Source organism: Sphingomonas benefaciens (assembly GCF_052907485.1).
In genome coordinates, this window is sequence record NZ_JBREIC010000011.1 from 1 (window position 1) to 23,643 (window position 23,643).

Annotated in this window: 26 protein-coding genes; 8 read left to right on the plus strand and 18 right to left on the minus strand. The window is 57.7% G+C overall.

Features of this window, described 5'->3' with window-relative positions:
• Both ACU5AX_RS20345 and ACU5AX_RS20350 read left to right on the plus strand, forming a co-directional pair.
• Window positions 1-1,082 (plus strand): hypothetical protein (locus ACU5AX_RS20345; protein ID WP_446692342.1); only part of this gene is annotated, 1,082 nt, incomplete at its 5' end.
• Between the two features lie 4 nt (window positions 1,083-1,086).
• Window positions 1,087-1,524 (plus strand): hypothetical protein, encoded by a 438-nt coding sequence (locus tag ACU5AX_RS20350; RefSeq protein WP_446692343.1) that lies wholly within the window; start codon window positions 1,087-1,089, stop codon window positions 1,522-1,524.
• Window positions 1,525-2,640: 1,116 nt separating this feature from the next.
• Here ACU5AX_RS20350 and ACU5AX_RS20355 read toward each other — a convergent pair.
• The 3 genes from ACU5AX_RS20355 to ACU5AX_RS20365 form a co-directional block, all read right to left on the minus strand.
• A complete protein-coding gene (locus ACU5AX_RS20355) occupies window positions 2,641-4,776 on the minus strand; it encodes a peptidase domain-containing ABC transporter (protein WP_446692344.1) in 2,136 nt (711 codons plus the stop codon).
• Window positions 4,773-5,858, minus strand: coding sequence for an HlyD family secretion protein (locus tag ACU5AX_RS20360; RefSeq protein WP_446692345.1), 1,086 nt, complete (start codon window positions 5,856-5,858; stop codon window positions 4,773-4,775). The genes ACU5AX_RS20355 and ACU5AX_RS20360 overlap by 4 nt, the downstream gene beginning before the upstream one ends.
• Window positions 5,859-7,032: 1,174 nt before the next feature.
• Window positions 7,033-7,245, minus strand: a complete 213-nt coding sequence (locus ACU5AX_RS20365; protein WP_446692346.1) for a hypothetical protein — start codon at window positions 7,243-7,245, stop codon at window positions 7,033-7,035.
• Between the two features lie 307 nt (window positions 7,246-7,552).
• Here ACU5AX_RS20365 and parA point away from each other — a divergent pair, with 307 nt between their 5' ends.
• Genes parA through ACU5AX_RS20380 form a run of 3 tightly spaced genes read left to right on the plus strand, consistent with a single transcriptional unit; the run spans window position 7,553 to window position 8,883 of the window.
• Window positions 7,553-8,230 (plus strand): ParA family partition ATPase, encoded by a 678-nt coding sequence (gene parA, locus ACU5AX_RS20370; RefSeq protein WP_446692347.1) that lies wholly within the window; start codon window positions 7,553-7,555, stop codon window positions 8,228-8,230.
• A gap of 1 nt (window position 8,231) precedes the next feature.
• The gene (locus ACU5AX_RS20375; RefSeq protein WP_446692348.1) at window positions 8,232-8,501 is read left to right on the plus strand and encodes a ribbon-helix-helix domain-containing protein; all 270 of its coding nucleotides are present in this window, start codon (window positions 8,232-8,234) and stop codon (window positions 8,499-8,501) included.
• Window positions 8,502-8,544: 43 nt separating this feature from the next.
• Complete coding sequence (locus ACU5AX_RS20380; protein WP_446692349.1) at window positions 8,545-8,883, plus strand: hypothetical protein; 339 nt, start codon at window positions 8,545-8,547, stop codon at window positions 8,881-8,883.
• Window positions 8,884-9,006: 123 nt separating this feature from the next.
• Here ACU5AX_RS20380 and ACU5AX_RS20385 read toward each other — a convergent pair whose 3' ends face one another.
• From ACU5AX_RS20385 to ACU5AX_RS20400, 4 genes are all read right to left on the minus strand, one after another.
• Complete coding sequence (locus ACU5AX_RS20385) at window positions 9,007-9,870, minus strand: replication initiation protein (RefSeq protein ID WP_446692350.1); 864 nt, start codon at window positions 9,868-9,870, stop codon at window positions 9,007-9,009.
• Window positions 9,871-10,657: 787 nt separating this feature from the next.
• Window positions 10,658-12,484, minus strand: coding sequence for a type IV secretion system DNA-binding domain-containing protein (locus ACU5AX_RS20390; protein WP_446692351.1), 1,827 nt, complete (start codon window positions 12,482-12,484; stop codon window positions 10,658-10,660).
• A complete protein-coding gene (locus ACU5AX_RS20395; RefSeq protein WP_446692352.1) occupies window positions 12,481-13,251 on the minus strand; it encodes a hypothetical protein in 771 nt (256 codons plus the stop codon). The genes ACU5AX_RS20390 and ACU5AX_RS20395 overlap by 4 nt, the downstream gene beginning before the upstream one ends.
• 76 nt (window positions 13,252-13,327) lie before the next feature.
• Window positions 13,328-13,588 (minus strand): hypothetical protein, encoded by a 261-nt coding sequence (locus ACU5AX_RS20400; RefSeq protein ID WP_446692353.1) that lies wholly within the window; start codon window positions 13,586-13,588, stop codon window positions 13,328-13,330.
• A gap of 217 nt (window positions 13,589-13,805) precedes the next feature.
• Between ACU5AX_RS20400 and mobQ the strand changes: the two genes are divergently transcribed.
• The gene (gene mobQ / locus ACU5AX_RS20405) at window positions 13,806-14,960 is read left to right on the plus strand and encodes a MobQ family relaxase (protein ID WP_446692354.1); all 1,155 of its coding nucleotides are present in this window, start codon (window positions 13,806-13,808) and stop codon (window positions 14,958-14,960) included.
• 89 nt (window positions 14,961-15,049) lie between these two features.
• On the opposite strand, the gene ACU5AX_RS20410 is transcribed toward mobQ, so the two are convergent.
• From ACU5AX_RS20410 to ACU5AX_RS20420, 3 genes are read right to left on the minus strand one after another with little or no spacing between them, the layout of a single operon-like run.
• On the minus strand, window positions 15,050-15,316 hold the full coding sequence (locus tag ACU5AX_RS20410) for a DUF3892 domain-containing protein (RefSeq protein ID WP_446692355.1): 267 nt from the start codon (window positions 15,314-15,316) through the stop codon (window positions 15,050-15,052).
• Window positions 15,317-15,327: 11 nt separating this feature from the next.
• Window positions 15,328-15,588 carry a hypothetical protein gene (locus ACU5AX_RS20415; RefSeq protein ID WP_446692356.1) on the minus strand — a complete coding sequence of 87 codons (261 nt, stop codon included), beginning with the start codon at window positions 15,586-15,588 and terminating at the stop codon, window positions 15,328-15,330.
• Window positions 15,589-15,599: 11 nt separating this feature from the next.
• Entirely contained in the window at window positions 15,600-15,815 is a 216-nt protein-coding gene (locus ACU5AX_RS20420) for a hypothetical protein (RefSeq protein WP_446692357.1), read from the minus strand.
• A 92-nt stretch (window positions 15,816-15,907) separates the two neighbouring features.
• Here ACU5AX_RS20420 and ACU5AX_RS20425 point away from each other — a divergent pair, with 92 nt between their 5' ends.
• Window positions 15,908-16,261 (plus strand): helix-turn-helix domain-containing protein, encoded by a 354-nt coding sequence (locus ACU5AX_RS20425; RefSeq protein ID WP_446692358.1) that lies wholly within the window; start codon window positions 15,908-15,910, stop codon window positions 16,259-16,261.
• Between the two features lie 2 nt (window positions 16,262-16,263).
• Window positions 16,264-16,824 (plus strand): ImmA/IrrE family metallo-endopeptidase, encoded by a 561-nt coding sequence (locus ACU5AX_RS20430; RefSeq protein ID WP_446692359.1) that lies wholly within the window; start codon window positions 16,264-16,266, stop codon window positions 16,822-16,824.
• A 148-nt stretch (window positions 16,825-16,972) separates the two neighbouring features.
• Here the strand turns inward: ACU5AX_RS20430 and ACU5AX_RS20435 are convergent, their stop codons facing one another.
• The 8 genes from ACU5AX_RS20435 to ACU5AX_RS20470 all read right to left on the minus strand — a co-directional run bounded on the left by ACU5AX_RS20435 (window position 16,973) and on the right by ACU5AX_RS20470 (window position 23,603).
• Window positions 16,973-17,575: a dual OB domain-containing protein gene (locus ACU5AX_RS20435; RefSeq protein WP_446692360.1), complete on the minus strand. Its 603-nt coding sequence runs from the start codon at window positions 17,573-17,575 to the stop codon at window positions 16,973-16,975.
• Window positions 17,572-18,057 (minus strand): DUF488 family protein, N3 subclade, encoded by a 486-nt coding sequence (locus tag ACU5AX_RS20440; RefSeq protein WP_446692361.1) that lies wholly within the window; start codon window positions 18,055-18,057, stop codon window positions 17,572-17,574. The genes ACU5AX_RS20435 and ACU5AX_RS20440 overlap by 4 nt, the downstream gene beginning before the upstream one ends.
• A 13-nt stretch (window positions 18,058-18,070) precedes the next feature.
• The gene (locus ACU5AX_RS20445; protein ID WP_446692362.1) at window positions 18,071-18,610 is read right to left on the minus strand and encodes a DUF488 domain-containing protein; all 540 of its coding nucleotides are present in this window, start codon (window positions 18,608-18,610) and stop codon (window positions 18,071-18,073) included.
• Between the two features lie 169 nt (window positions 18,611-18,779).
• The gene (locus tag ACU5AX_RS20450) at window positions 18,780-19,400 is read right to left on the minus strand and encodes a GTP pyrophosphokinase (protein WP_446692363.1); all 621 of its coding nucleotides are present in this window, start codon (window positions 19,398-19,400) and stop codon (window positions 18,780-18,782) included.
• A complete protein-coding gene (locus ACU5AX_RS20455) occupies window positions 19,397-20,416 on the minus strand; it encodes a hypothetical protein (protein WP_446692364.1) in 1,020 nt (339 codons plus the stop codon). The genes ACU5AX_RS20450 and ACU5AX_RS20455 overlap by 4 nt, the downstream gene beginning before the upstream one ends.
• Before the next feature lie 303 nt (window positions 20,417-20,719).
• Entirely contained in the window at window positions 20,720-21,514 is a 795-nt protein-coding gene (locus ACU5AX_RS20460) for a hypothetical protein (RefSeq protein WP_446692365.1), read from the minus strand.
• A gap of 146 nt (window positions 21,515-21,660) precedes the next feature.
• Entirely contained in the window at window positions 21,661-22,500 is an 840-nt protein-coding gene (locus tag ACU5AX_RS20465; protein WP_446692366.1) for a DpnII family type II restriction endonuclease, read from the minus strand.
• Window positions 22,497-23,603 carry a DNA adenine methylase gene (locus tag ACU5AX_RS20470; RefSeq protein ID WP_446692367.1) on the minus strand — a complete coding sequence of 369 codons (1,107 nt, stop codon included), beginning with the start codon at window positions 23,601-23,603 and terminating at the stop codon, window positions 22,497-22,499. Before ACU5AX_RS20470 ends, ACU5AX_RS20465 begins: the two co-directional genes overlap by 4 nt.
• Window positions 23,604-23,643 lie beyond the last annotated feature (40 nt).

Below are 23,643 nucleotides of genomic sequence, written 5' to 3' on the forward strand. Positions count from 1 at the left end.
TCTCTCAATTTGGAAAAATAACTGGCTACGCCGATTATATAAAAGCTTTTGCGGAAAATATTGTGCATCAAATGCAAGCTGCTCGGCTGTTGCGAATAAATCACGGTGCACTATCAGCCTCTAATATGACAGTCGACGGGCGTTGGATTGATACAGCTGCTGCGTCAGTACTCCCTCCCGGAGCTGATTATGCACCGGAAAGTTGGATACCTTGCTACTCACTTGAGTCTGCTTACGTCCGGTCTGTATTATCTGAATGGGTTTACACGGCCGAGAAGTTCACTGGAAGGCAACTTTCCCGCGAAAATTTGCTAGAATTTTATAACCTCCGTTCATCACGCTTCAAGATAGTCGAATGTTGTAGGCTGTTTGGTGTCCGTGGACTTAATGGAAGTATTTACGCAGCAGAGCGATTTAGCGACCTGGTCGATCGTACTATCAACAAGTCACTTAAGCTGAGCCGCCTTCTTCAGGGAGGTCGGGGCAGCAATGTATCAGACCCGGCTGTAGATCTACTTGTTAACATCCACAGGTTGAATGCCGGTTCATTAGAGCTCGTCGGCCATCCCGATCATGGCTACGTAGAGATTATAAAGAGCTATTTGAATAGCCACAACAAAAACCGTTCAACGTGGGACTTGCAGAGAATATTTGCTGAGGGGCTAAAAAAGTTCCTTTTTGCGCCACTGTTTTACAGGGGGCGGATTATAGCAAATTGTAGCACTCTTGTAATCTCAGGGCGGTTTGACGAAGCATCAAAGCTAATCGCCCGATTTCAGGACGAAGCTCGATGGGTTTTCTCAGTTGGCGATAGAGCGACAGTATTGGTTGACTTTGGTGGACTGATGCTATCCCATAACGAATCGGGCTCAATAATGATTAAATATCGGGATGAGGAGACATATGTATACGGCAAAGCCCGGTACTCTGATGCTTTAGCCATTGTCGAATCGCGTTTCTCAGATAAGCTGAAAACAGATCCTCACTACTGCTATCCGGCTTGGGAGTCATTCAACCTTTTTCCCGCCTTGGTGAGACTGCTGCAGGAACTTGCGTTCCTTGAAGATATCAAGAAGGCGTGATTGCGTGACAAACGATGAAGCGTTTCGGACGATATGTATGTTGCGTGTATCCCGCGCTCCTATATCTGCTACGCTTGCAAGGGCGATATTCAATTCTATTGAAGCAGGATACTACGCCTTAATTCCAGGTGTCTGGGATGCACATGTTGGCTATGTGATTTGGGCAAGAGTATGCCAAGAGACCGTTAACACCCTTAGTCGAACCAATTGCCTCCCCGCCTTTCAATATGAATGGGATGAGGGGGCAATAAATCTGATAATAGATGTCTTCTATTGGAACTCAGGTCATCGGTTAAGGCGCAATACGCTGAAAGGTGTGTTGCCGCCGGATGTGGATCAGGTAGCATATTTCAAAGACGGTCGGTTAAAACTGATGCGTAGAGTTGGCGAGAGGCTTCGTCTTGTTGAACCCAACAAGTTTTTTGTGGAGCCGTTGTTGTAAGGTACGGCCATCTTGATTCCAGTAGTAAATTGCGGTTTCGTATCCCCGCTTTTCGCCTAGCGGCAACTAGGAACCGACCAATGTTGTCCGGCATGGGGGCAGGTGACACAACGTGCGGGGTTAACGCCGTCCGTTGTGGTCGTGCTAGGCGGCGTAATCTAGGAGTGAGTGCGACCGCTCGGCTTTATTGTCGTCGACCCAGAGCGCACCGCGTTTGAGGTTAGTTTGGTGCCGTTATCGCAGACGATCATCTTCGGTTTGCCATGTGCGGCGATCAAATGAGATAGCTCGCGCACAAACCGCCGGCCCGAGATCGAGCTGTTCGCCACCGCCCGGAGGCACTCGCGCCTGGCGTCATCGACAGCGTTGAGCAGGCGGAACCGGCGGCCGATGGCGAGCTGATTGTGGACGAAGGCTAGGCTGCAGCCCTGGTTTGAAGTGCCAAGCGCCGGCGGCCTGTGGCGCGGGTTCGCACGTCCGGCCCCTCACCTTCCAATCCTCTACGCGATAGAGCTACTGGGCCTTCTCTTAGTTGATCATGATGCCGTCCCGGCACAGCACGATGTGCGACCGCAGATAACCGTATTGTCGACGCCGCGGCGCCACCATCTGGCCGGCGCGACCGTTTGCTCGTGCTCGCACGATCCAGCGCGACGATCGCGCAGGCTCTCCGCTCGCTCATCCGCATGATCCCCTGAGGATGGTCGAACGGCTATCGCTTTCCAGCGGCCGTCACCGTTCTCTGACAGTTGCTCTTTCAGCCCCGCGTTGCCGAGCATCTTGTCCGCGAGCCGCTTCAGTCGAGCATGCGCCACTTGCATCGCTCTCAGACTCTTTGCGTCAGATGTCTCTAGGCCGCCGATCGCTTCCTTCCATGTGTAACAGGTCGCGCTTTACTTGCCTAGCTTTCGGCTAAGCTCGGTCCCCGCTGTATCTGCCTCGGCGTCCTTCAGGATACCGATGATCAACCTTTTGAAAGCCGCTTTTGTTTCTTCCCGATCGTCTGTCTCTTTAGGAGCCGAGCTCTCATTCAAGGCGGATGAAGAAAAGAGATTACGTCGATTTCCTACTGGTAACGCTCGGGCACCCGCAGGAAAATTTCTTAGCAAATTGGATTCATGGCGCGGTCGGCATTTCCAGCTGACAAATTGAACCGTCTCTCACCAAAAAAACTCGTGAAGCAGCTTTGATAGGCATCGGCCTGTGAGCACTTACTATTCGTGTAACCGCCGTCATCGAGCGAAGTGAATCAACGATTATTCTTTCAGCGTCGGGATCAAGATTAGCTGTTCCCTCATCCATAAATAATAGCGTTGGATCTTTGTAAATTGCTCTTGCTAGCATAACTCGTTGCCGCTGACCGCCGGATAGAGACGAGCCCATATCGCCGACTAGCGTTTCAAGTCCTAGGGGCATAGCTTCAATCTCGGCTAGCACGGCTGCCTGCCGACAGGCTTCACGGACACGATCTGCATCAATTTCGGTATCAAAAAAAGCGATGTTTTCTGCTAGCGATCCAGCGAACAATTGGTCGTCCTGCAGCACCGAGCCAATTCGACCTCGCCAGCTCCGTAGTCCCAATTGCTTTAGTGGTACTCCGTCCACCAAAACCTGGCCGGTATCCGGCTCAAGTAAGCCCATCAGGATTTTTAGCAATGTCGTCTTGCCGCCGCCTGACGGCCCAACAAATGCTACCATCTCCCCCGCCTCGATACGCAAATTCACATTTTGAATTATGTTCGGGCTATCAGTCCCGTACCGAAAGCTTATGTTCTTGAGTTCTATCGCTCCTTTGATGGCTTCGATGCGACGAATTTGTGCATCTAACGGTTCCGGACGGGAGAGCGCGATATCCGCAATTCTGGTTAAATGGACGTCAATAAGACGGTATCTTAGCGCTTGATCCACAAGCCTGATTGCTGCGTCAAGAAACTGACTCTTATATGCTTGGAAGGCAAATATCATCCCGACAGTGAAGCCCCCCCTCATCGCTAGACCAACCGCAAGATAAACAAATAGGATTCGCTCGCCGGATACTATCAGTCCGGAAGCCGCGTCGGTGCCGGCTGTCACGCGACCCAATTTAAGTTGTGCGTTTACCGCAGCAGCTTTGAGGACCTGCCACATGCGCTGTCGAGTCGCTTCCTCACCGAATGCCTTGATCGTCGAAACACCTCGCATCGTTTCTATAAATGCAGAATTTTCCCGAGCATTAGCGGTGATCGAGTTAACGTTCGAATGTCGAATGACGGCAAAGGATGTGATGCGGACTAGGACATACAGCGCCCATGCGGTTAGTGTTATCCCAGCCAATAATGGCGAATAAACAAACATCAAAACCAGTGTAATGAAAGCCATTAAGCCGTCGAGTACAGCCGACATCATTGCTTGGCTGATAAAGTCAGTGAGCGATTGAGTCGAGTTAAACCGACTGACAACGTCTCCGACGTGCCGCTTTTCAAACCAAGAGAGAGGCAATCTTAAGAGATGTTGATATAAGTTATTTATAATTTGGAATGAAAACGCGCTTGTCATGTTTAGGAGCGCAATAGTGCGAAGCCAGCTCGTCAGAATCTCAATGATAGCAATGCCGCAAAATCCTAGTGCTAGCATTCGCAGCAGTTCATGATCAGCTGATGGCAATGCACTATCGAGGGCAAGCTGTAGGTAAAACGGCGTTACGAGCGAAATGACCTGAAGAATACCGGACAGCAATAGGACGGCTGTAATCGCGCCACCCGCGCCATCCAGGCTCGACCAGAACTGACTGATACGCAGCTGCGATTTTACTACCTGGGGCACAAAACGACTTGTCTTGCGCAACTCGACAGCGACACCAGTAAATAGACGGGAGAACTCACTCCCGTTTAGTACGCGCATACCTCGGGACGGGTCTGCGATCCAATAACGCTTTCCATTTATTCCGGTCGTCGTGCGTTGCAGGACGACATAATGATTCATATCCCAATGTAGTATAGCGGGAAGACTGACGTCGCTGATTTCGTCAAGTTCAACTCGTAATGGTCGGCAACCTAAACCAATACCTTCTGCAATTTCCATTACCCGCTTTAAAGTTGTTCCATGAGAGCTTGTACCGAAGCGCCGGCGCAAGACGGGCATATCAACTTCTAAACCGAAATGCGCGGCCGCCATAGCAATGCAGGCAAGGCCACACTCACTAGCTTCCGACTGTCGGATAATCGGCAGGCGCCGCGACCGTCCAAAATTTAGCAAATCTATAATGCTGGTCATCGGTCCCGCTTTGCTATGGCATTCAAGGGTTCGAGAAGCCAGTCAACGAAAGATCGGCGCTCTAGTATGACGTTCGCAGCTAATGTCATGCCCGGCTGCAACCGAACATTCTCGCCATAGCCAATGACTGTCTGATGATCGGGCACTACGGTTACACGGTAGACAGGCTCCTCGATCTTGAATGGTGCGTCGATTTGTCTCGGATCAAGGGCTACGCGCGACACTGCCCGAATGCGCCCCGCGTAGCTGCCAAACCTCTCGTACGGAAATGCATCATACAGAAGCCTTACTTCCTGACCCGGCTTCACGAACCCAATCGCGCGTGTGGGCGCATATAGTTCGGCGTGCATAGTCGCATCGCGCGGTACAATGGTCATTAACGACAATGATGGGTCGACTGTACGGCCGACGCCGGTTTGGAGTGCGGCAACTATACCATCTATTGGTGCCGTAATTACATAGGACTGTGCGGCTCTGAGCTGGGATTGCTGAAGTCGAAAACCTTCGGCCGAGGTGCGCAGGTTTGCGGCTTGAGCAGACTCCTCAGCGCGAGAGCGATCAAGCGCTGTAACCGCCTTTGCCTCATCTCCCTTTAATGTGGTAATCTGCTGGCGGATGTGCGCAAGACCCTGTTGAGCATTTAGAAGCTCTTGCTCTCTCCTATCGATCTCGGTTTTCGAGATAAAGCCCTTTTCGGCGATAGGTTGATATCGATCCAAAATGCGCTGCAATGAGTCAACAATTTGCTGCTGAATCCTCACTTGCCCCTCAAGTTCGACCCGTTGCTGACGATCGTTCGTGATGGTTGCAGCAAGGCCGGCGCGCTCGCTTCGCGCCCGATCCTGTGTGGCACCGACTTGACCGGTCGTGAGACGCTGCTGCGCCTGGACTGCGGCAAGTTGCTCCTGAGTTGCTGTAAGGCCAGTTGCGTATTGCTGTTCGAGTCGAACCGTGACCAATGCCTGCCCTCGGCGAACAAATTGCCCTTCTTTCACAGAAAGACGAATTACCACACCTGGGCGCAGTGCGATAATCTTTGCCGCCTCGGCATCAGTAGCTAGAATGCCACGCACGGTCTCCATACGTGCGTAGTGGCCGCTAGCTACGAAAAATGCGAGCGAAAGTGTTACAGATGTAAGTAGAACTACGACAGCCTGTGATCCCAGCGGCCTTGATAACATGACCTTTCCTTCGAGTCGGACCCTTCGGGCTTCGATAGCCTCAGCGCGAAAAAGATCTGATGAAGCGTCAGTCATTTACTGTCCTAGATGAAATGCCGAAATGCGCCTATGTACTAGCCAGATTATGAAGCCCAGCGTTACTGTTACCGAAAAATAGAACAGGCGCGCTATTTAAAGTCTAGGTCTGTATCACGAGCCGTCTAAACGAAGTGACGGTGTTCTGTCGTCAAAAACGTCGCATATAGTATGATTTAAACTCAGACGGTGCTGTCTAGCTAGTTACCCTTTTCCTCGGTACGTGGTGGCGTATCAAACCTATCGCCTTTTATAAGCCCCGCGTCCGGCATCTGGCCTGCCCTGTCAACATCACTATCTATCCAGCTTTCCCTTCTCTGATTCAATCTTACAGCGCACTGGCATCCTTTCCTTGGCTACTCGCCCGCGGCAGGCTTTCAGCATATCGCCATTCGCGGTCACAAGCCGCTTGCCCGTCAGCACGCCAGCGAGCGCTTGTGGGTCACGGGCCTTCATCAGCCGCTGCCCCCACCTCCCCTTCCCACATTTTCATCCTCAGCGTGCGGGCCGCCATATGCTTTAGGGCCTGCCAGCTCGCCGGCAGGCTGCAGCGATCGGGCCGGCAAATACCGCGCACAGGATCATGCCCGCTGCCCAATCTGCCGACTTGACCTGTCACAGCCGACGCCGCTGCTCACCGGCGTCGATGTGCGACCGGAGCTGCCGGTCGAGCGTGGCCGACGCTTGCGATCGTGCAGGCGCCGATGGCCGCGGCGATGTTGGGCATAGGCGGAGTGGGCGCTTGGCGTAGCGGCCGGCATCGACCCCGTGCAGACCGGCGCCTTTCTCAGCAACCTTGATGGCGGCAACTAAGAACGATGCGCACACGCGCACATGTCGGTGTGTGAGCAAGTGAGCTGCAATAGGAGCGACTGATTTTACGTTTCCGTCTCCCGTGCCTGCCTGAGCTAGGTTCCTCACAGAACGCTCCAATTTCAACGTGTTCACACGTCCACGTGTTGGAGTGCGCGATTATCTCGCGGCAATGATGTCCAGGGCGTCAAGCCGTATCTTCCATGAGAGCGGCTACGACTTTGAGGTTGGTGACGACCTGTTCGTCCGCCTTGATGGTGATGCCTGCGTAGAGGCTGAAGTATTGAGCAAACTTCCTGGTGCGCAGCACTCCTGCCTCTCGAGCATCGTCGTCAAAAAGGGCTGCGATATGACCGACCCTGCGGATCTCGATCGAGCCGGACCATGGATCTTTCTGCATCGAGCGTTTCCCCCGCCGTTCAAACGGGGGCAGGTGGCGCATCCGGAGATGCGCCGTCGCTTCGGAACCGGGTGCTAGAAAAGTTGGGATCAGCCAGGCGCCGCCCTTAAGCCGAGCGGCTCTGGACATGCGCGTCTGCCACCCGGTCGATCGAACCGGCTCTGATCCTTCGGGTTTCCAGACCCGCCTCTCTCGATGCGCCCGCAGCATAGCGGAAACGACACCGTGACACCAAACTGACCCTTGCCCACAAGTGAGCACGTAAATTATCGAATGTGTTCACACGAGAACATGATCAGGCGAGAACATGAAAACCATTTCCATCATCAGCCAGAAGGGCGGCGCCGGCAAAACCACGCTCGCGATCCACCTTGCCGGCGCTGCAGCCGGGGCCGGTCTGTCGACCCTAATCCTCGATGCCGATCCGCAGGCGACGGCAAGCCAGTGGAACCACTGGCGAGGCGGTGCCGAACCCGAGGTGGTGGATTGCGCCTCCCCTACCCTCCTCCCTCGCAAGGTGCAGCAAGCGGCCGATCTCGGAGCGGATCTCGTCATCATTGATACGCCCCCTCACGCGGACATCATGGCGCGTGAGGCCTGCAAGGCCGCGGACCTCATCCTAATCCCCTGCCGGCCGCAGGCTTTTGATCTCTCGGCCGTGGAAACGACGGCCGAGCTGGTGAAGGCGACCGGCAAGCCTGCTTTCGTGCTGTTCATGGGCGGTCCGCAGCGCGCTCCCACGACCTATCGTGATGCGCGCGAACTCATCGAAGGCGGGGAAGGGATCGAGGGAATGGGGGTGCCCGTCGCGCCGGTCATGCTGACTCTGCGCGCGATCTATCATCACAGCACTGCGCAAGGGAAAACCGCAATGGAGGTCGAGCCCGACGGCAAGGCGGCCGAGGAGATGGCGGCGCTCTGGACGTGGGCACGCGAACGTGTGAACGTGCCCACAAGTAAGCGCAACAAAAAGAAGCGGGGCTGACATGAGCAAGTTCGGTGCGATGAAGCAGCAGCGTGCGGAGCGGGCAAAGCCAGAGGCAACGACGCCAACACCGACCTCGGACGGAACGGCCCCCGCACGATCAGCAGCGCGGCAGGGAAAGAAGGCTGTAAGTGCCTATTTCAGTCCAGAGGTCAGCCGGGGTCTGAACGTGCTGGCGGCAGAAAACGGGACAACGCTTCAGGCTCTGATGGGCGAGGCGATCGATCTCCTTATGCGCCAGTACGGTAAGCACCCGTTTGGGGAACGGTAGGACGTCGCAGATGGCGGAGACATCGGACAGCGAGACGCACTAGGTGGAGCGAACACGCCTAGAGGATTACACCTTCAGACTGACCGAGTTCAGCCGGCCACCGAGCAAGGGCGGAAACACGCGGGCGCAATATCGCCATGCCCTGAAGGTGGACCGCATATGGTATAGCTGGTTTGCGCTCGGCGGTCAGAAATGGGTGTTCGTCAACGACGAGGTCTCGTTCCGGTGGAAGTGGGACTCAACGCGCCAGTATCGCAACATCATACCCGAAAGCGTGCTGACGTGGGACCAAACGGGCGATCCGGTTCGCCGCGGAAACCGCGGAACCAAGGTCAAACTCCGTACCGCGCCTGGCCGACTTCCCGGTCGGCGCGGCGACTAGTACCCCATCTGGAGGTTACACATCCACGTGTGAACCCGTACACCGGTTCACACGTGGATGTGTTAGTTCAACTGAAATCTGGGTGCGAAAGGTGAGCTTTAGGGTATCAGCTCACCTTTAGGATTATGCGCTGAAATCCACCAGGACCGGCAGCTCGGCCGCGAGCCCGCGCATCTTGGCGCGGCGGACGACGCTATGCTGCTCAATGAGGCTCTGCGCGTCGCGCTTGCCGCTGGAGGTCTTCGCAAACCAATGCAGCGCAATCCGCTCGACCTTACGGCCCTTCTTGATCGGCGTGAAATCGACGTAGAAGGGGCAAAGCTTGTTGATCTCCTCGACTGCCACCTTAAGGCAGTATTTGTTGAGATCGGCAAACCGGTCGAGCTTGCCGGCAGGGACGTTGAGCAGACCCCGCAGCTCCTCGATCGTGAATTCTTCAGTCTGTTTGTATTCGAGGCCGATCCTACGTTCGATCATCTCGTATAGACACAGGGCGTATTTTGACTCGAAGCAGTACATGACCTGCGTCTTGAGACGCGCATAGACCTCACTGTTGCGCAGGATCTCGATCAGTTCCTCAGGGATGCGGTAGTGGAGAAAACCGTCCTTCTCGAGACTCTCGTCGCTAGGACCGAGGAGCTGAACGCGCCTCTTATAGCTCTTGCCGCCCTTGCGAATAGTGACGATGGCGATCGTACCCATGAGGCGAAGCAGCGAAGCCTCAATCCGCTCGTTGCCCTGGTGCGTGCCCTTCAATGCCGACTTGGAAATCCGGTGGACGATCGGTTCGCCGATCCGGTCCCAAGCGTTGGCGATCAGGAGATTGTAGGTGCGGCGATCGGCGAGGGTGAGGGGGCTCAGTTCGACAATGTCGACCAGCTCGCCAGGTTTGACGATCTCGCCGTAATGCGATGGGTTGAAGGGGTCGCCCTTGCCCCGTTGGGTCAGAGTACGGAACGATCCGTCGGCACGCGCAGGCTGTGACATGGCATATCTCAAAGGTGAGCGGGTTAAGCCGTTCTCCTCACTTTATCATCAAAAGTGAGCTAAGCAATCCTCTTGGCTCCCCGACGAAAGGTGAGTGCATACCCCAAAGCTCACCATCAATTGCATGCTTACCCAAAGGCTCACCGGATACGGCCCTAAAACTCACCGGAAGCCACCCAAAGGCTCACTTTATGGTACCCAAAAGCTCACGCGAACCAGCCCCAACCCTCACCGCCGGAGCCAATTTCGCTAGTATTTCTGGGCATTTCCGAGCCCTGAATCTTGAATCTAGAAGAATCTTTGAATTTGAACATCAAAGGTGAGGTCTGGGGTACCTAGCACTGTGGATATTGGGCTTCGCTGAAGGAACCGGATGCAAAGGGAATTGCCCTCCAGCAATACACCTTCGTTGCGCGCCGGCTAACGCCGTCACAAAGCGGCCTAACGGCCGCAAGGCTTCCACAAGGAGCCAAGCCGCCCGGCAGTGTATGCCTGCACCGAATCGCGAGTGGTGAGGGCGGAGTGCGGCGATACCCCAAAGCTCACCGTTTGGCCCCAATGTGTACGATCGTGTCGGATCGATGCACCCGGCGAACTCCCGATCGGCGTAGCAGCGCAGTTTGGTTGTAATCACTGGTCGCTGTCTGGTGAGGAACGAAAACTGGCGATCGGGGCTGAGCCTCCGGATCTCGTAAGGATTGAGCAGCGGGCACGTGGCTCGATTGACGGTGTGTGCCTAGACCATTCTGCGAGTGATGAGGGCAAAGTGAGGGAGTGTCCCCAAAGCTCACTGCTCGGATCGTCCGACCGAGAGGTTAACCGGCAGGACATGGTTGATGCCGGCGAACGTCACGAACCCTGTGCGCTCGGGTAGATTGCGAATGTCAGTCGCGAGCTGAACGGGCGATCGGGTATATTGGCTGGAAAACGAGGTGTTCTCGCCTGTGGAGGTGCGATTCTGCGACTGGCGGCTGCGGCTCGTAGCGGTCTGAGTGCGGGTCTCCTCATATTCCGCCTCGCCCAGCTCACGGGCGACCCGCTCGGCGAGGTCGATCGCGGTGCAGCGCAGGAATAGCCGGTTGGAGAGGCAGCCGAACAGGGTCTGCGCGGTCTCGCGGCCGTAGCGCTCGACGAGCTGGCTCAGGTCCTGTACCGCGGCGACCACCGCGACGTTGCTCTTGCGCAACCGGGTGACGGCTTCCTTCAACCCGCCGATGGTGCCGATCGAGTCCAGCTCGTCGATGATGATCCAGGTGCGGTGGGTGCTTGCCTGTTCGGCGCGCTCCAGGCCGGCGAGGACGAGCATGTCGATCCATGCGGCGATCGCCGGCCCCTGCGTGCCCTTCTCCATGTCGCGATAGGGCAGCCACAGCCAGCGCCGATCGTCGGAGGTCATGTAGCGGCGCAGCGAGAAGTCGCCCGACGTACCATGTTTCCAGCTCGCCAGCTTCTCGCCCAGGTTGTTGCGGACGCTGACGAGGTAGCGGTCGCCGCCTTCCGCCAGCAGCGAGGCCGCGGGCGTGCCTTCCAGGACCGGGGCGAGGGCGGTGGTATCCCAGGCCGTGGCGATGGTCAGCAGTTCCTTGTTGGTCGTTTCCGTGCCGACCTGCTCGCAGATCGCGGTGAGGAAGGCCTGTGCCTTGCGGACCCACTCACCTGAATCTCCACCGCCGGTCACCGGCACGACCGCGGCGACGAACCGCGCCCATTCGGAGGGGCGGCGGACCTCGTTGCGCAAATCCCAGCCGAGCGAGGCGTCGTCGCCGGCCGACAGCACCAGGTCCTCGTTGCGGCGAAACGAGCGGGAGAGATCGTGGCCGGCATCGAGGACGATTGCACGATCACCGCGGCGCCGGATGTCGGCGAGGAGCTGGCGCAGCGCCACGGTCTTGCCGGTGCCGGTCGAGGCGCAGATCAGGCTATGCAGCGTCTCGACATCGGGCGGCATGGGCACGCTGCCGAAGCGGACCAGGCCGTGCCGCGCCGCCTCGTCGCCGATGAGGTTCATGCGGGCGTCGGCCGACGCATCCGCCTTGGACAACTCGCGCTTCTGGCGGCGCGCGTCGTCGAGGATGAAGCGGACATCGGCTTCGTTCGGCTTGATGGCGGTGAGGGCGCGTTCGTTGCGACGGCGTCGCCGATCGTCGGCAGGGTTGAGCGTACGGGCGACCAGGCCGGCGGCAAAGGCTGGCATATCGGTGCGTGCGATCAGCGTCGTGCCGCGCATGTGCCGACGGGCGACGGCCGGTTGCGCCGGACGTGCGATCCAGAGCCGGTAGGCGGCCACCAAGGCGCTTGCGGCGGCGATCAGGCCGGCGAGGGCCAGGGTGGCTTCGATCGCCTTCAAGCGGGCAGGATCGGGGGCGGTGCCGGTGAGATGCAGCCTGAGGTTGGTCCAGAAGGCGAACCAGTGGGCGGGCTGGCCCTTGTCGCCGAACGCGTAGCCGGCCCACAGCATCAGCGACCTGAAGCCGCCGGTGCCAGGGGGCATCCCGAGTCTTATGACGCCGGCGACGATCGGGAAGGCGATGGTCGCGACGACGGCGGTGACGAGCAGCGCCAGCGCGACCAGGCCGACGATCCGCCAGCCCAGGCTCGAGCCGGCGGGTGTCATCGGTCCGCGCCGGCTTCGCGGAGCGGATGATCGGCAACCCAGGACCAGCGCGAATGGTCGAAATCAAGCAGGAACGCCCTGATCTCGGCCGCCTCCGGCTGCTCCTCCCACTCCACCAGATCGCGGCAGCAGCGCAGGAACGTCTCCGACGTCGGCTCACGATCCGACCGCATCAGGTCGAGAACGTCCTGCATGTAGGGGCGATAGTAGCCGAGCCCGTTGGGGCCATAGTCGTCGAACTCGTCGTAGCGGCACGAGCGTTCGAGCAACCGTCGCGCGAGCGCGTCATGCTCCTCGGAAAATCGGGGCCTGATCTCCTCGGGCTTCAGGCCGAGGGTCTGGCAGAAGTCGAGAAACGCCGGCGTATCCCAATGATAGTAGCGGGCGGCGTCTAGATGACGATAGGCATCCGTTGCGGGGTGCACCGGCAAATTCACCGGATTGAACGTCGCGCCCCGCCGTCCGAGGTCGTGGAAGATGACCACCGGGTCGTTGCGCCAGGGCGTGACCGCGACGCCGATGCGATGCCCGCCGATCTCGATCTCGCGATATTGCCCGTAATAGGGATCGGTGACGGGCGGGGTCTCGTATTTAGGGCATTTCAAGGCATCCAACTCCTTGGCCAGAGCTGACCGGATGATGCTGGACACATTCAGATCGCCATCCTGGCGTGCGGCACAGACCCTCGCATAGAGGTCGTCGTCGAGCCGCGCCGAGATCGTGTTAAGTTTCTTTCCGGTCATGGGCCTATCCTCACCAGGCCGCACCCGAGCGCAACGAAAGTCGCGTATTACACCGGGGTCGTAGCGTATTACCTTGGCAGGGTGCGGTTACGCGCCGGCGTCATTGTCCTTCATTCCTGGCGGCAACCGACTTGAGTGTGTCGACCAGGCCGGCAACCGCCTTCTTGTCGTGGTCGCGCAGAGGTTCGGCGTCGAGGATGGCGAGGAGCCGGCCGGCGAGGCTGGGGGATCGTAGCGCTTGAGAGATTACCGCGGCGCCGACGACGATCTTCTGCCGGGTGTCTTCGGAGCGTGCTTTATCCTTGAGGCGGGCGAGGTTGGCCTGCGCCTCCGCGATCTTCTGTTCGAGCGTGCGAGCCATGGCAATCTCCTGAGGGAAGAGGCTCGCACGAAGCCGCAAACTTCGTCAACCATCCCGAGCGAAGAATGAGTGAAGGGCACGCTTATACATTGACGGTTGTCAATGTGCGTGGTCTCTAGGGGCTATGCCCCGCCGACGGCTCCCCAAGCGCTTTCGCGCTATGAGGCTCCCGCCTCACACTCCGGCCAGCGTCATGCCGCTGGACCCCGTTTCGTAAGTGGCGATCTACCGCTTCTCGGCCGCGATCATTTCTCGCGCCAAGGGGCGCTCGTCAGTCGCGGCGGCAGCGTATCGATCGGGCGCCGAATTGGTGGATGAGCGGACAGGCGCGGTGCACGACTACACGCGCAAGTCCGACATCCAGCACAGCGAAATCATGGCGCCGGAGGGGGCGCCAGATTGGTTGCTGGATCGACCGGCGTTGTGGAACGCGGTCGAAGCAGTCGAGCGGCGCAAGGACGCCCAGCTTGCCCGTGAGGTGCAGCTTGCCTTACCGCGCGAGCTGGATGCGGATCGGCAGATCGCGCTCCTTCGCGGCTTCGTACGCGACGAGTTCGTGGCGCGGGGGATGGTGGCGGACTTTTCGCTGCACGATCATACCGGTAGTGACGGGCAGCCCCAGCCGCACGCGCATGTGATGCTTACCATGCGGTCGATCGACGAGACCGGGTTCGGGCTCAAGGTGCGGGAGTGGAACAGCGACGAGCTGCTGGTGCATTGGCGCGAGCAGTGGGCGCACCAGGCGAACGCGCAGCTCGCCGAGGCGGGTGAGGAGGTGCGGATCGATCATCGCACGCTGGCGGCGCAGCGGGCAGAGGCGCAGGCTCATGCTGCGGTCGAGCCTGAAGGCGAGCGGCGTGACGCGCTGGAGACGCGGGCGGCCGGCATGGATCGCGAGCCGTCACCGTATCTGCGCGCCTCCTGGTACATGGAGCAGAAAGCGCGGGTGGCGGCCGAGGCGGCGGGGCTGTCGTACGAGCCGGTTACCGATCGCGGGGGATGGCTGGCCGAGGTGCGGATGATTGCGGCCGAGCGGTTGGAGGCGGTGAGGACGTTCGCGCAGGAGCTGGCGCAGCGGGCCGCGCAGACCTGGCGGCAGTGGACCGGGCAGGATCGGGAGGAAGCGCCGGCAAGCGATGCCGGTAGTGATGCGGCTGATCGGTTGCGGCGTGGCAGGGAAGCGGCCCAAGCGGAGCAGTCTGCCGCTCCGCCATCGTCGGCGGCCGAGCTGCTGCAGCGTGCCAGCCAGGTCGCGCAGGCCGGGCAGGGGCAAGGTGCGTCGGGCGCCGATCGCCTACAACGTGCCAGGGAGATCGCCCAAGGTCAGGGGCAGGGACTATTACGCCCGCGCGATGGGCAGGGGCAGGATTGATCGGAGCTGATGGGTCATCCTCGCTTTGTCGACGAGTAGGCCCACGATACCGGGCGGACCGCTGGCACCGTGGGCTCAGGCGTGACCGATCACGCGCACTCGGGCAACGCCAGCAGATTATCGTTCCACTGACCGTCCGCATAGGTCCGCAGGTAGGGGCCGTTCTGCCCGTCCACGACTCCGATGTCGGCACGCTTGCCGTTCACGCGTGTGAAAAAGGTATTGGTCTTTCCGCGAATGGACTGAATGACTTCGCTGCGAGTCCATTTCCAGCCGCTGCCACCAAGGTGCGTAATCCCCTCGTATGTGCTGTTGCGCGGCTGCTTATTGATGCAGGTGACCTGAACGTCAGCCATGATCGGCTCTCCTAATTGATGGTATAGCGCTTCCACGGAACCCGGCTGGGGGAGACATGCGACATGAAGCGCGCGATGTCGGTACGGCCGAAGTAGGTGGGGCGTCCGGATGAGTCCTGCGCCATCAGGACAATGGGCATCCCTTGAAAAATGGACCCGAACGAACGGATCGCCGACTGAGCTTCCGTCCGATTATCGACGACGTGGCGCTTCACCACGACGACCGCGAAGGTCACTCCTTGCTCGCGGAGAACCGCGCCTTCGATCTGCATGATCGCTCCCTTCAGCTTTCGCGCACGGTGGTGTGCGGGCTGGCCTTGCCATGTGCCGTGGTGACGTAACGGCCGCTGATCGCGCTCCGATAGTGACTGCCGGAACTGCCGCCCGAATTGGATTCCCGCACCGTCGTGTGCGGGCTGGCCTTGCCATGAGCCGAGGTCACGAACCGACCGCTGATTGCGCTGCGGTAGTGGCCGCCGCTGCTCTTACCCTTTGCCATGCGATGTCCTTTGCATCTGTGACGATCGATTGCTACATTGCAATCACCTGTTTTATATTGCGAGGTAGGTGTGTGATTGCAAGAGTGAAATTATGAGCCGCGGTCATTTTGATGCCGAAGGCTTCTATGCCGCCCTCGATGCGCAGCGGCAGGGGCGGAACATCACGTGGAAAAAGGTGGCTGACGAGTCCGGGGTGAGTGCATCCACGTTGACCCGGCTGGCACAAGGTAAGCGCCCTGACGTAGATAGTATGGCATCGTTGATTGGCTGGTCTGGGCTAAGCGCCGACAGCTTTGTTGCGGGTCTAGAAGAAAGGCCCAACGAAGCTGAACCATTAGCGAAGATAACTGCTTATCTAAGAGCGGATCGGAATCTTACCCCCGAAGGGGCCAACGCGCTCGAAGCCGTGCTCAAGAGCGCCTATGAGAGACTGCGAAGGGCGTAAGGATGAATTTGCGGCGTGGCTTCAAGGCCGAAGCGAATGCACTTTCACGGGAGTTCAGGCAGGAGCTGGGGATCGAGCTTCACGATCCCCTCTGCCCGTACAAGCTTGCCGAGCATCTCGGAGTGCCGGTAGTTCCGCTAAGTGATTTTGCGAACGATAACCCTGAGGCCGTCGCCTACTTCGCCACCCTAAGAGGGCAGAAGGACTTATCTGCGCTGACCCTCTGCCTCGGCGCCAAGAGGCTGATTATCTATAACGACAGGAGCTCGCCGAAGCGGCGAGCGGCCGATCTTGCTCATGAAATTAGCCACATAGTGCTACATCATCCGCCTATGTCGCCGTTCGATGCCAATGGACGGAGGCATTACGACGACGATCTCGAAGGTGAGGCAAACTGGCTCGGGCCGGCCCTTTTGGTGTCCGAGGAGGCCGCACTGCACATCGTGGAGCAAGGCTTTAGCATCCAGGGAGCTTCAACCATCTACAAGGTGTCAGAACAGCTCGTTCGGATGCGCTTGGGTGTGACAGGAGCCATGAAGCGTGTCGCCCGAAGGGCGGCCTAGCGCGAGATCTCCTACTCTCCTGCATCGCGGCGCTCTGGCACGCAGGGGCTGATGTACGGCTGGAACTCCCACCGTGTTGCGCTTGCCGACCTGATCGCGTTCGCGTGGTCGGCCCCCATGCGCCAATCTTGGCCTACTTCAGAAGCATCTAAAACCATCCTGATAATTGCAAGTAGCAGCGTTCTTCTAAGTCTTCTGCATCTTCTGGTTTCCACCAGCGGGCCAACGAGAGCCGCACTAACGTGCCCGCAGGTATGATCGAAATAGGAGCAGGTTCCCCGACGTAAGACATCCCCCTGCGACCAAACCACTGCGGATAGTCATAATGTCTTCCATCATCGCGGAGTGTAAGGTCAGCATCTGGAATCCAAAACCAGGTGCTATAGTCAGGAACGCCACGTGCCCTCGATATAAAGCCGTTATTGTTGCCTGTGAAACCGAGCTTGCCTTCGAATACCTTGTCGACGCCCCCTTCCCACGGGCTAATACGTCCTAGAAGATGCTTCTGTAAGTCTGTTTGCTGTTTTACGTAGTCGAACTTTGTAACCAGTATATCCTCAGTGTGAGGGGGCGAGAGGTTTGCCAAATTTTGGAAATCTATATTCCAGACATCCCCTACATCAAACTGAGACGTAGTATCCCACTGCCCTCCGGGTTTCACCAGCCTGACTGATGTGCCATCAGCCAAGAGCCCACCTATGCAGCGAGACGATCCCGCCATTTTGGTTCTTCCGACGATTAGAACGTTCATGGCCTCAGGTGCTCAACTGGTTCCTCATTACCGCACAGGTGTAATAGGTGCTCCGCAGCAAGCAAGCGGTGACAGGCCGTTGGCGGTCCCTCCACGCAAAACAGGGCGACGGCCTGGGTATCTCCTAACGCATCGATAAGCCGGCTCGGATCAAATGCATCAAGCACTTCCTCACGATACCTTTTAATGAAGGCTGGTGATAGATGTGTTCTATCCCTCTTATTTACGCTCTCTTGTTGATCATCGCTTTTTTGAGTGCTCCGGACATCTGGCGTCGGAGCAAGGTCAAGAGCATGAATGTACTTAATTTCTAAATCTCTTAGAAGCTGCTGAAGGCGAATGCTATTTAGAAAAGCGTACTTTGATCCTCGCATGCCCCGTCGCTGGCGAACATCAACAAACGCTGTAACACCAGCTCGCTTCAGGGCGGTCGTAAAGGACTGCTCTGTGAACCCATAGCCACCAATCGTAAATATGCGCAACGCAGGTTCCTATCTAACGGTAAGCCTTGCGCGACATAAACGGGTCACCAAACATATCGGATTGACCGTCAGTCAACTCGGCTATTACATCTCTCTGAGACTTGGTGTGATCATCGGGAAGTATGTGAGTTACGTCTATGCCTAGCTCGGCAAGTGCTTCGCCAATTAATTTAGAGCGATGGCACTGTGATGGCTGCCCTTCACTGCAAATCATGCAGACGCGATGACCCTGCTTATAAGCAGTCTGGATTCGGTTAATACCTTGGACAAAGAAGCTTTTAGAGCGTGTCTTAAGATAATCTACATGGCCATCGGTGTAGCAATCATCGTCCTTCGGCCTTCCGCCAAGTAGGTCTCCCATGAAGACATACTTGATTCCTTTTACTCGAAGCGCTTGTTTTAAAGCCTCTCGCGAAAAATCAGGCTGAAAGCGGGAGTAGGGAGATGATCTAACGTCGATCACATAGCCAATATCTGCACGACGCAGCTGCTCAAGAATTTTACCTTGAGAGTGGCTGCCATAGCCGACTGAGAAAACCTGTCCGTTTGGCATAATCGATCATCTAGCTGCTGATGCACTATCGTAGCCCGGTTGCCGGGCGACTGCGAGCGCTGTGTGAAAGCACGAGAGAGTCGTGCTGCCAAACCCCACGAGGTGTGCGAGAAATGACAATCGTCGCGGATCGGTCCGAGCTGCCGCAGCTGATAGCCTCCTTTGCCCCCTATTTGTCTGTAGCCCGATGAAGTTCACGAAATAGGTCATCAAAGGCACGATCTGCACCCCAGGCCTGAGCCGACGTGAATGCCATCATTCGCACCTGATCACTGTTCAAGGCGCCACCCTCGGGTTTGTATCCGAGGTCGTGATTAGCCTCGGACCAAGCGTGCTGAAACAGTGTTTTTATCTGCAACTCAAAAAAGTGGGGGACGTTTTCAGTTTCCCACTCCGGATCAATTATCTCGCTGGGGAAGTAGCAGACGTAATGCCTACCAAAATACCCGAACTCCCATTCTGATACCGGAACCAGATCCTTCTCTTCGATAGTCCTAAGATAAGGAAGAAGTTTACCTGAAATACGATCCACATCCGTTTTGTAAAAAACCGTCACGCGGGCGCCGATCTGATCCTGAATTTGAACGAGCGGCTTTTCGTACTTTCGATTACCGTTCGTATCGGTGTTTTCACTTTTTTTTATAAAGCGCTCAATACTCTTTGCTCGCACTGAAATACGATCGATGCGGGGCTCCCCTTCCAAGCTTTCAACGATGTACGCGGACAGGTCTGCCGCAAGCGGCTGAAGAACCTGCGAGAAACGCGCCCGATACGCGACTTCGACACTCATCTAAGGCTCTTTTCCAATTTCTGGTTTACGACTTTACCCGTCGCTATAAAGGTAACCGAACCATCGGCTGCCGCCTCTCCATGTTCGAAAACGTCATCAAACTCCGAAGCCGCAGCTGTCAGCATAGCGCCCGTGTCTAGTTTGACGGTTTTATATGGCAGCTGGCGGTCGAATTCCTCCGCGCTGAAACGGAACTGTTCGTCAAGAAGTCGCCCGTGTTTCACTTGGCCAGCCACCTCCGCCTGAGCTTGCGCCGACAGCCCAATCCGCGTCAGGAACTCCCGTGCTGTCATGACCTGCTGGTCTAGATTAGCTCCCAACGTGGCGGCTGCCGTGATCTCGCGTTTGACTTGCATGTTCTCAGTTTGTGAAGATGCCTTCCTCATTGCTACAGCCAGAACCTTAGTTCCCTGTGCAGACGTGATCTTAAAGTCTGAATCCAGAAAATCCGATATCCAGTATCGCGAAACCTCAACCTCGCCACTGTTGATCTGACGGTCAACCGCCTTACCGGACCAAAACGTCTGAGCCGTCACCTCATCCTGATACAGGACCGCTTTATAAGAGCTGATGCTTCGCAAAAAGACGCGCTCTACGAATTGAACGCTTAGTTCGGCGCGATCTTCATCGGCAAGAATCCCGCTGTTGGCAGCAAACCGAGCGATGACGATCTTTCGCTGCGTGCCAACAAGTCCCGTTGCAATGAAGAGAAGCCCTAGCGCCGAACGCTTAGTTGAATGCGCGGCGAGCCGTGTCGCAAGCATCAGCCCAGCCTCGATAGAGGGCATGCGCGCGTACTCTAGCAACAGGCTTCGGCAGGGATTCTCTACGGCGTTAGGTGCGACTGGATTAAACGCGATATCAATCGAGCACTCACGCTCCGCCTTCCCGTAGATATCACTGAGCAGATCAAAAACCTCACCCGCAAGCGGCACGTCTGCTCCACCGATCAGCTTTGGCTCAGCGGCATTCTTATTCGGATACACAAGGTAGGTATGTAGAGATTCGATCGTCACCGCTCGCCCTCCTGCACTATCGTCGCACAGCTAGCACGCCGGATCAGAAATTTGCCATCTCGGTGGCTCAGAAGCACTACCTACCCAGTGGCTACTAGTACATGGTCGTGGAGATCTGGGAGGCTGAAGGCTCGCCGGCACCGGAAGCAACACACCCAGCTACCCACATCGGGGTTCCCGGCAACAGCTCGCGCTAGCGGCTGATCCGGTTGGACTGGCCCTATGAAACCAAGGGTCCCAACTGGAAATCGTTAGTGTCAAAACCGGTCGGTTGTGGCACCGTCTGAGGTTCGCTGCGTAATATTAGAACAGCCGGTTTAGCAGCCGTGGCTCGCTGGCCTTCAAACGGTCCAACATGGTGTTGACATAGAACATGTCGGGGCTGGCGATGGCGGGGAGGACGACTACACCATAGTCCGGCTGGTCGATGTCGAGGGTGAAGACCACCAGGCCCACACCGTGGATGCTGCACAGCGAGGTCAGGCGGTTCATGTCGTCGCTTGTGGTGGTTCGGGGTACGACGATGTAGCTCTTGTGGCTGAACAGCCGATAGGCGACCGCCTGACCGAAGGCGACGACAGGTTGGCTCGGGGTGGCCTTGATCTCTGCCGTTACGATCTGCGGCTCAAACTTGAAAATGTCTTGCGCGCGGGGTTTCAGGACGCCCATCACATCAGGGGTGCCCCACTTGCCGCCCAGCACGCTGCCGCCCAGCGGGCCGGCGATCGTCACCTCGTCATTCTCCTCCAGCCATTCGGCAAAGCTGGCGTAGAAAGCTTGCTCCGACACGGATGCGGCGTTGGGCGCGTCCGCGTTGATAGTGACAGGGGCAGTGGCGACTGCCTCATCCTGCGCGACGGTTTCGGCGGCGTCAGCTTCGGCGAAGCGTGCGAGTTGGTACGTGCCACGCGCAATCTTCACGACGTCGTCGGCACCGTGGAAGAGGAGGTGCGTCGCACCGCGGATGCTGTTGGCCGGTGTTTCGGGGTGAGCGGATCCGACCGCCTTGAGCACCTCGGCCCAGCGCAAACCGCCGGGGTTTGCCGCGAGGATAGCGCGGGCTTCGTCCTGGATTTGTGAGCGGTTCAATTTCGCCACGCTCGTTTCCCTTCCGGTCAGTTCTGCGCTTCCCCGCCGCCAATCAGTATGGATAAAAGCAGCGGGCACATCGGGCCGTAAACCGCCTCGATCACGCGAGTTGATTAAGTTTCAGCTGGCCAGCGCCAGCGCCGGCGACGCCGGCGCTAAAGCCCCATAGAGCCTCTGAGGCTCTGTAGGTCCGCCAGGAACTCGTCGGCCATCTTCATCGTGTAGATGCGTGCAATCTTACCCTGGTTCTGACGCTCGACAATCTTGCGCAGGTCTGAGCGCCGGGCCGTCCAGGTCGAGCCGTCCGTCACGAACAGGAGCGTCGTGTCGTGCCGCTTGGCATCGATAATCGCATCCAGGTCGCCAATGATGTCGGTCATTTTCGACCCGGTAGCGTTGTAGCCTTTGACCTCGATGACGATCCGGGGCCGGCCTTTGTCGGGCACGGCAATATCGCATTTGGCGGTTTTGCCATCGGCGCCGGTGAAGGTGCAGCGGGTCTCATAGGCGCTTCCGAACACCTCTTTTACCAAGGCTTCGGCAAAATCTTCCAGCCCTCGGCCGCGCTTCTGCCCTTGGATGGCGGATCCACGGCCGGAGCGCAGCCGCTCAAGGAGAATGTCGCTCCAGATCGGCTGATAGTTGATCGTAGTCGTCATTAGACCGGGCAGGCCCAGCCGGTTGAAGGCGTCGAGAAACTTCTCCCTATCGGCCTTGTAGCGTTTGATCCCGATCCCGCCCTCGCCAAGTTCGCGAGTCAGCTCGATCGTCATGTTGTCCTTGGACAGCATTAGGAACAAGCGGGCGCAGAGGATCCCTCGCTCGAACCCTTGGTCGAGCATGGCGGCCACGTCCTCCCGGTCGTAGCTTTCCTTGGCCGGCAGTTCGGCCAGAAGCGCCATTGCCTCTGCCGCCGTTTCGTCCATCCACTCGACGTTAAGGGGGCTAAGGTTGCGCTCGATCTCGTCGAGGGTCTGATCGCGGACCAGCATCATTGCCCCACAATCAGGTATTCAGTCACGGCAGCGCGCTCGACGCCCCCGTGCGTACCGAAGTGATAGCGGTGCGGCTTCTCGAACACCCGCACGCTGCTTTTGTGCTTACGCATCAGGCTCTCAAGCTGCTCAAGGTCTGGAAAGCCGTTCGAACTGTAGGACAGCACAATCTGGCTTTTGGCGAACCGGGAGAACATGCGGTCGAAGGCTTCAACAGCGGTGCGCCGATAGCTGAATGGCGTGTACCGCTTCGCGATCTTCTTGACCTTGGTCGACGGATCCACGGGCAGGCCCTGCCAGTAGCAGGATAGGCCTTCCAGAAAATGATAACGCTTGATGTAGCAGTTATCATCGGCCCGGGGGACGTAGGGCGGGTCGAGATAGACCAGATCGACCTTGCGCCGGGGCAGCTCGAATAGGTCGGAGCGCAGCGCTTGGTTGCGGCGGCCGTTGTCGAAAATGGCAGCATTGTAGATTTCGATCTGCTCAAGAAAATGCTCCTCGATCGAAAGCTGGAGGTCGCGGCGACCGTCATCGTAGCGGGACAGGTCGCCCGAGATTGTGAATACGCCTCGGGGCTGCCGCTTGAGGCAGGAACGGAACAGGGCCGCATAGGCGAGCGCCTGTTGATAGGGATCCTGCAGCTGGCCGATGTTACCTGAAACACGATCCAGAAAGCGCAGGTCCTCAGGCGTGTAGAACACGCCGTTGAAGGTCTTCTCGATAAAATGGTGGGTGGCGGGCGTACGATCGAGCAGGCGCTTGATTGCCTTGCCGTCAAGATGGATGCTGTTGTTCTCAACCGTCGCACGGGCAACGGTGCTGGTGAAGTTCAGGAAGTCCGACGCGATCACGCGCCGCTCCATCGCTTTCATCATGTAGGCAACGCAGCCGGTGCCAGAGAAAGGATCCAACGCCGTTTCGAAGTCCAAGCCTTCCAGAACGCTATAAATCCAAGGCAGCAGCCGTGCTTTAGATCCCATGTAGCGCAACTCGGGGTAGCGCGCGGCTCGGGCGGGAAGAGCAGCCGGCTCCCTCGGTTTGGGACACAGCGCAACGACCTTAGCCGGGGTCTTAGGGACAGCTTTTAGGGCCTGGCTCATGCTGCCTCACTTTGGAGCGAGCAGCGCCCGCCGGGGATGT

Excerpts from the sequence above, each read along its gene's own strand:
- parA (WP_446692347.1), top strand. The coding sequence starts at position 7,553 with ATGAAAACCATTTCCATCATCAGCCAGAAGGGCGGCGCCGGCAAAACC.
- ACU5AX_RS20390 (WP_446692351.1), bottom strand. The coding sequence starts at position 12,484 with ATGACACCCGCCGGCTCGAGCCTGGGCTGGCGGATCGTCGGCCTGGTC.
- ACU5AX_RS20435 (WP_446692360.1), bottom strand. The coding sequence starts at position 17,575 with ATGAACGTTCTAATCGTCGGAAGAACCAAAATGGCGGGATCGTCTCGC.
- ACU5AX_RS20425 (WP_446692358.1), top strand. The coding sequence starts at position 15,908 with ATGAGCCGCGGTCATTTTGATGCCGAAGGCTTCTATGCCGCCCTCGAT.
- ACU5AX_RS20355 (WP_446692344.1), bottom strand. The coding sequence starts at position 4,776 with ATGACCAGCATTATAGATTTGCTAAATTTTGGACGGTCGCGGCGCCTG.
- ACU5AX_RS20445 (WP_446692362.1), bottom strand. The coding sequence starts at position 18,610 with ATGCCAAACGGACAGGTTTTCTCAGTCGGCTATGGCAGCCACTCTCAA.
- ACU5AX_RS20385 (WP_446692350.1), bottom strand. The coding sequence starts at position 9,870 with ATGTCACAGCCTGCGCGTGCCGACGGATCGTTCCGTACTCTGACCCAA.
- ACU5AX_RS20365 (WP_446692346.1), bottom strand. The coding sequence starts at position 7,245 with ATGCAGAAAGATCCATGGTCCGGCTCGATCGAGATCCGCAGGGTCGGT.
- ACU5AX_RS20410 (WP_446692355.1), bottom strand. The coding sequence starts at position 15,316 with ATGGCTGACGTTCAGGTCACCTGCATCAATAAGCAGCCGCGCAACAGC.
- ACU5AX_RS20465 (WP_446692366.1), bottom strand. The coding sequence starts at position 22,500 with ATGATGCTGGTCCGCGATCAGACCCTCGACGAGATCGAGCGCAACCTT.
- ACU5AX_RS20420 (WP_446692357.1), bottom strand. The coding sequence starts at position 15,815 with ATGGCAAAGGGTAAGAGCAGCGGCGGCCACTACCGCAGCGCAATCAGC.
- ACU5AX_RS20430 (WP_446692359.1), top strand. The coding sequence starts at position 16,264 with ATGAATTTGCGGCGTGGCTTCAAGGCCGAAGCGAATGCACTTTCACGG.
- ACU5AX_RS20415 (WP_446692356.1), bottom strand. The coding sequence starts at position 15,588 with ATGCAGATCGAAGGCGCGGTTCTCCGCGAGCAAGGAGTGACCTTCGCG.
- ACU5AX_RS20400 (WP_446692353.1), bottom strand. The coding sequence starts at position 13,588 with ATGGCTCGCACGCTCGAACAGAAGATCGCGGAGGCGCAGGCCAACCTC.
- ACU5AX_RS20470 (WP_446692367.1), bottom strand. The coding sequence starts at position 23,603 with ATGAGCCAGGCCCTAAAAGCTGTCCCTAAGACCCCGGCTAAGGTCGTT.
- ACU5AX_RS20360 (WP_446692345.1), bottom strand. The coding sequence starts at position 5,858 with ATGGAGACCGTGCGTGGCATTCTAGCTACTGATGCCGAGGCGGCAAAG.
- ACU5AX_RS20375 (WP_446692348.1), top strand. The coding sequence starts at position 8,232 with ATGAGCAAGTTCGGTGCGATGAAGCAGCAGCGTGCGGAGCGGGCAAAG.
- ACU5AX_RS20450 (WP_446692363.1), bottom strand. The coding sequence starts at position 19,400 with ATGAGTGTCGAAGTCGCGTATCGGGCGCGTTTCTCGCAGGTTCTTCAG.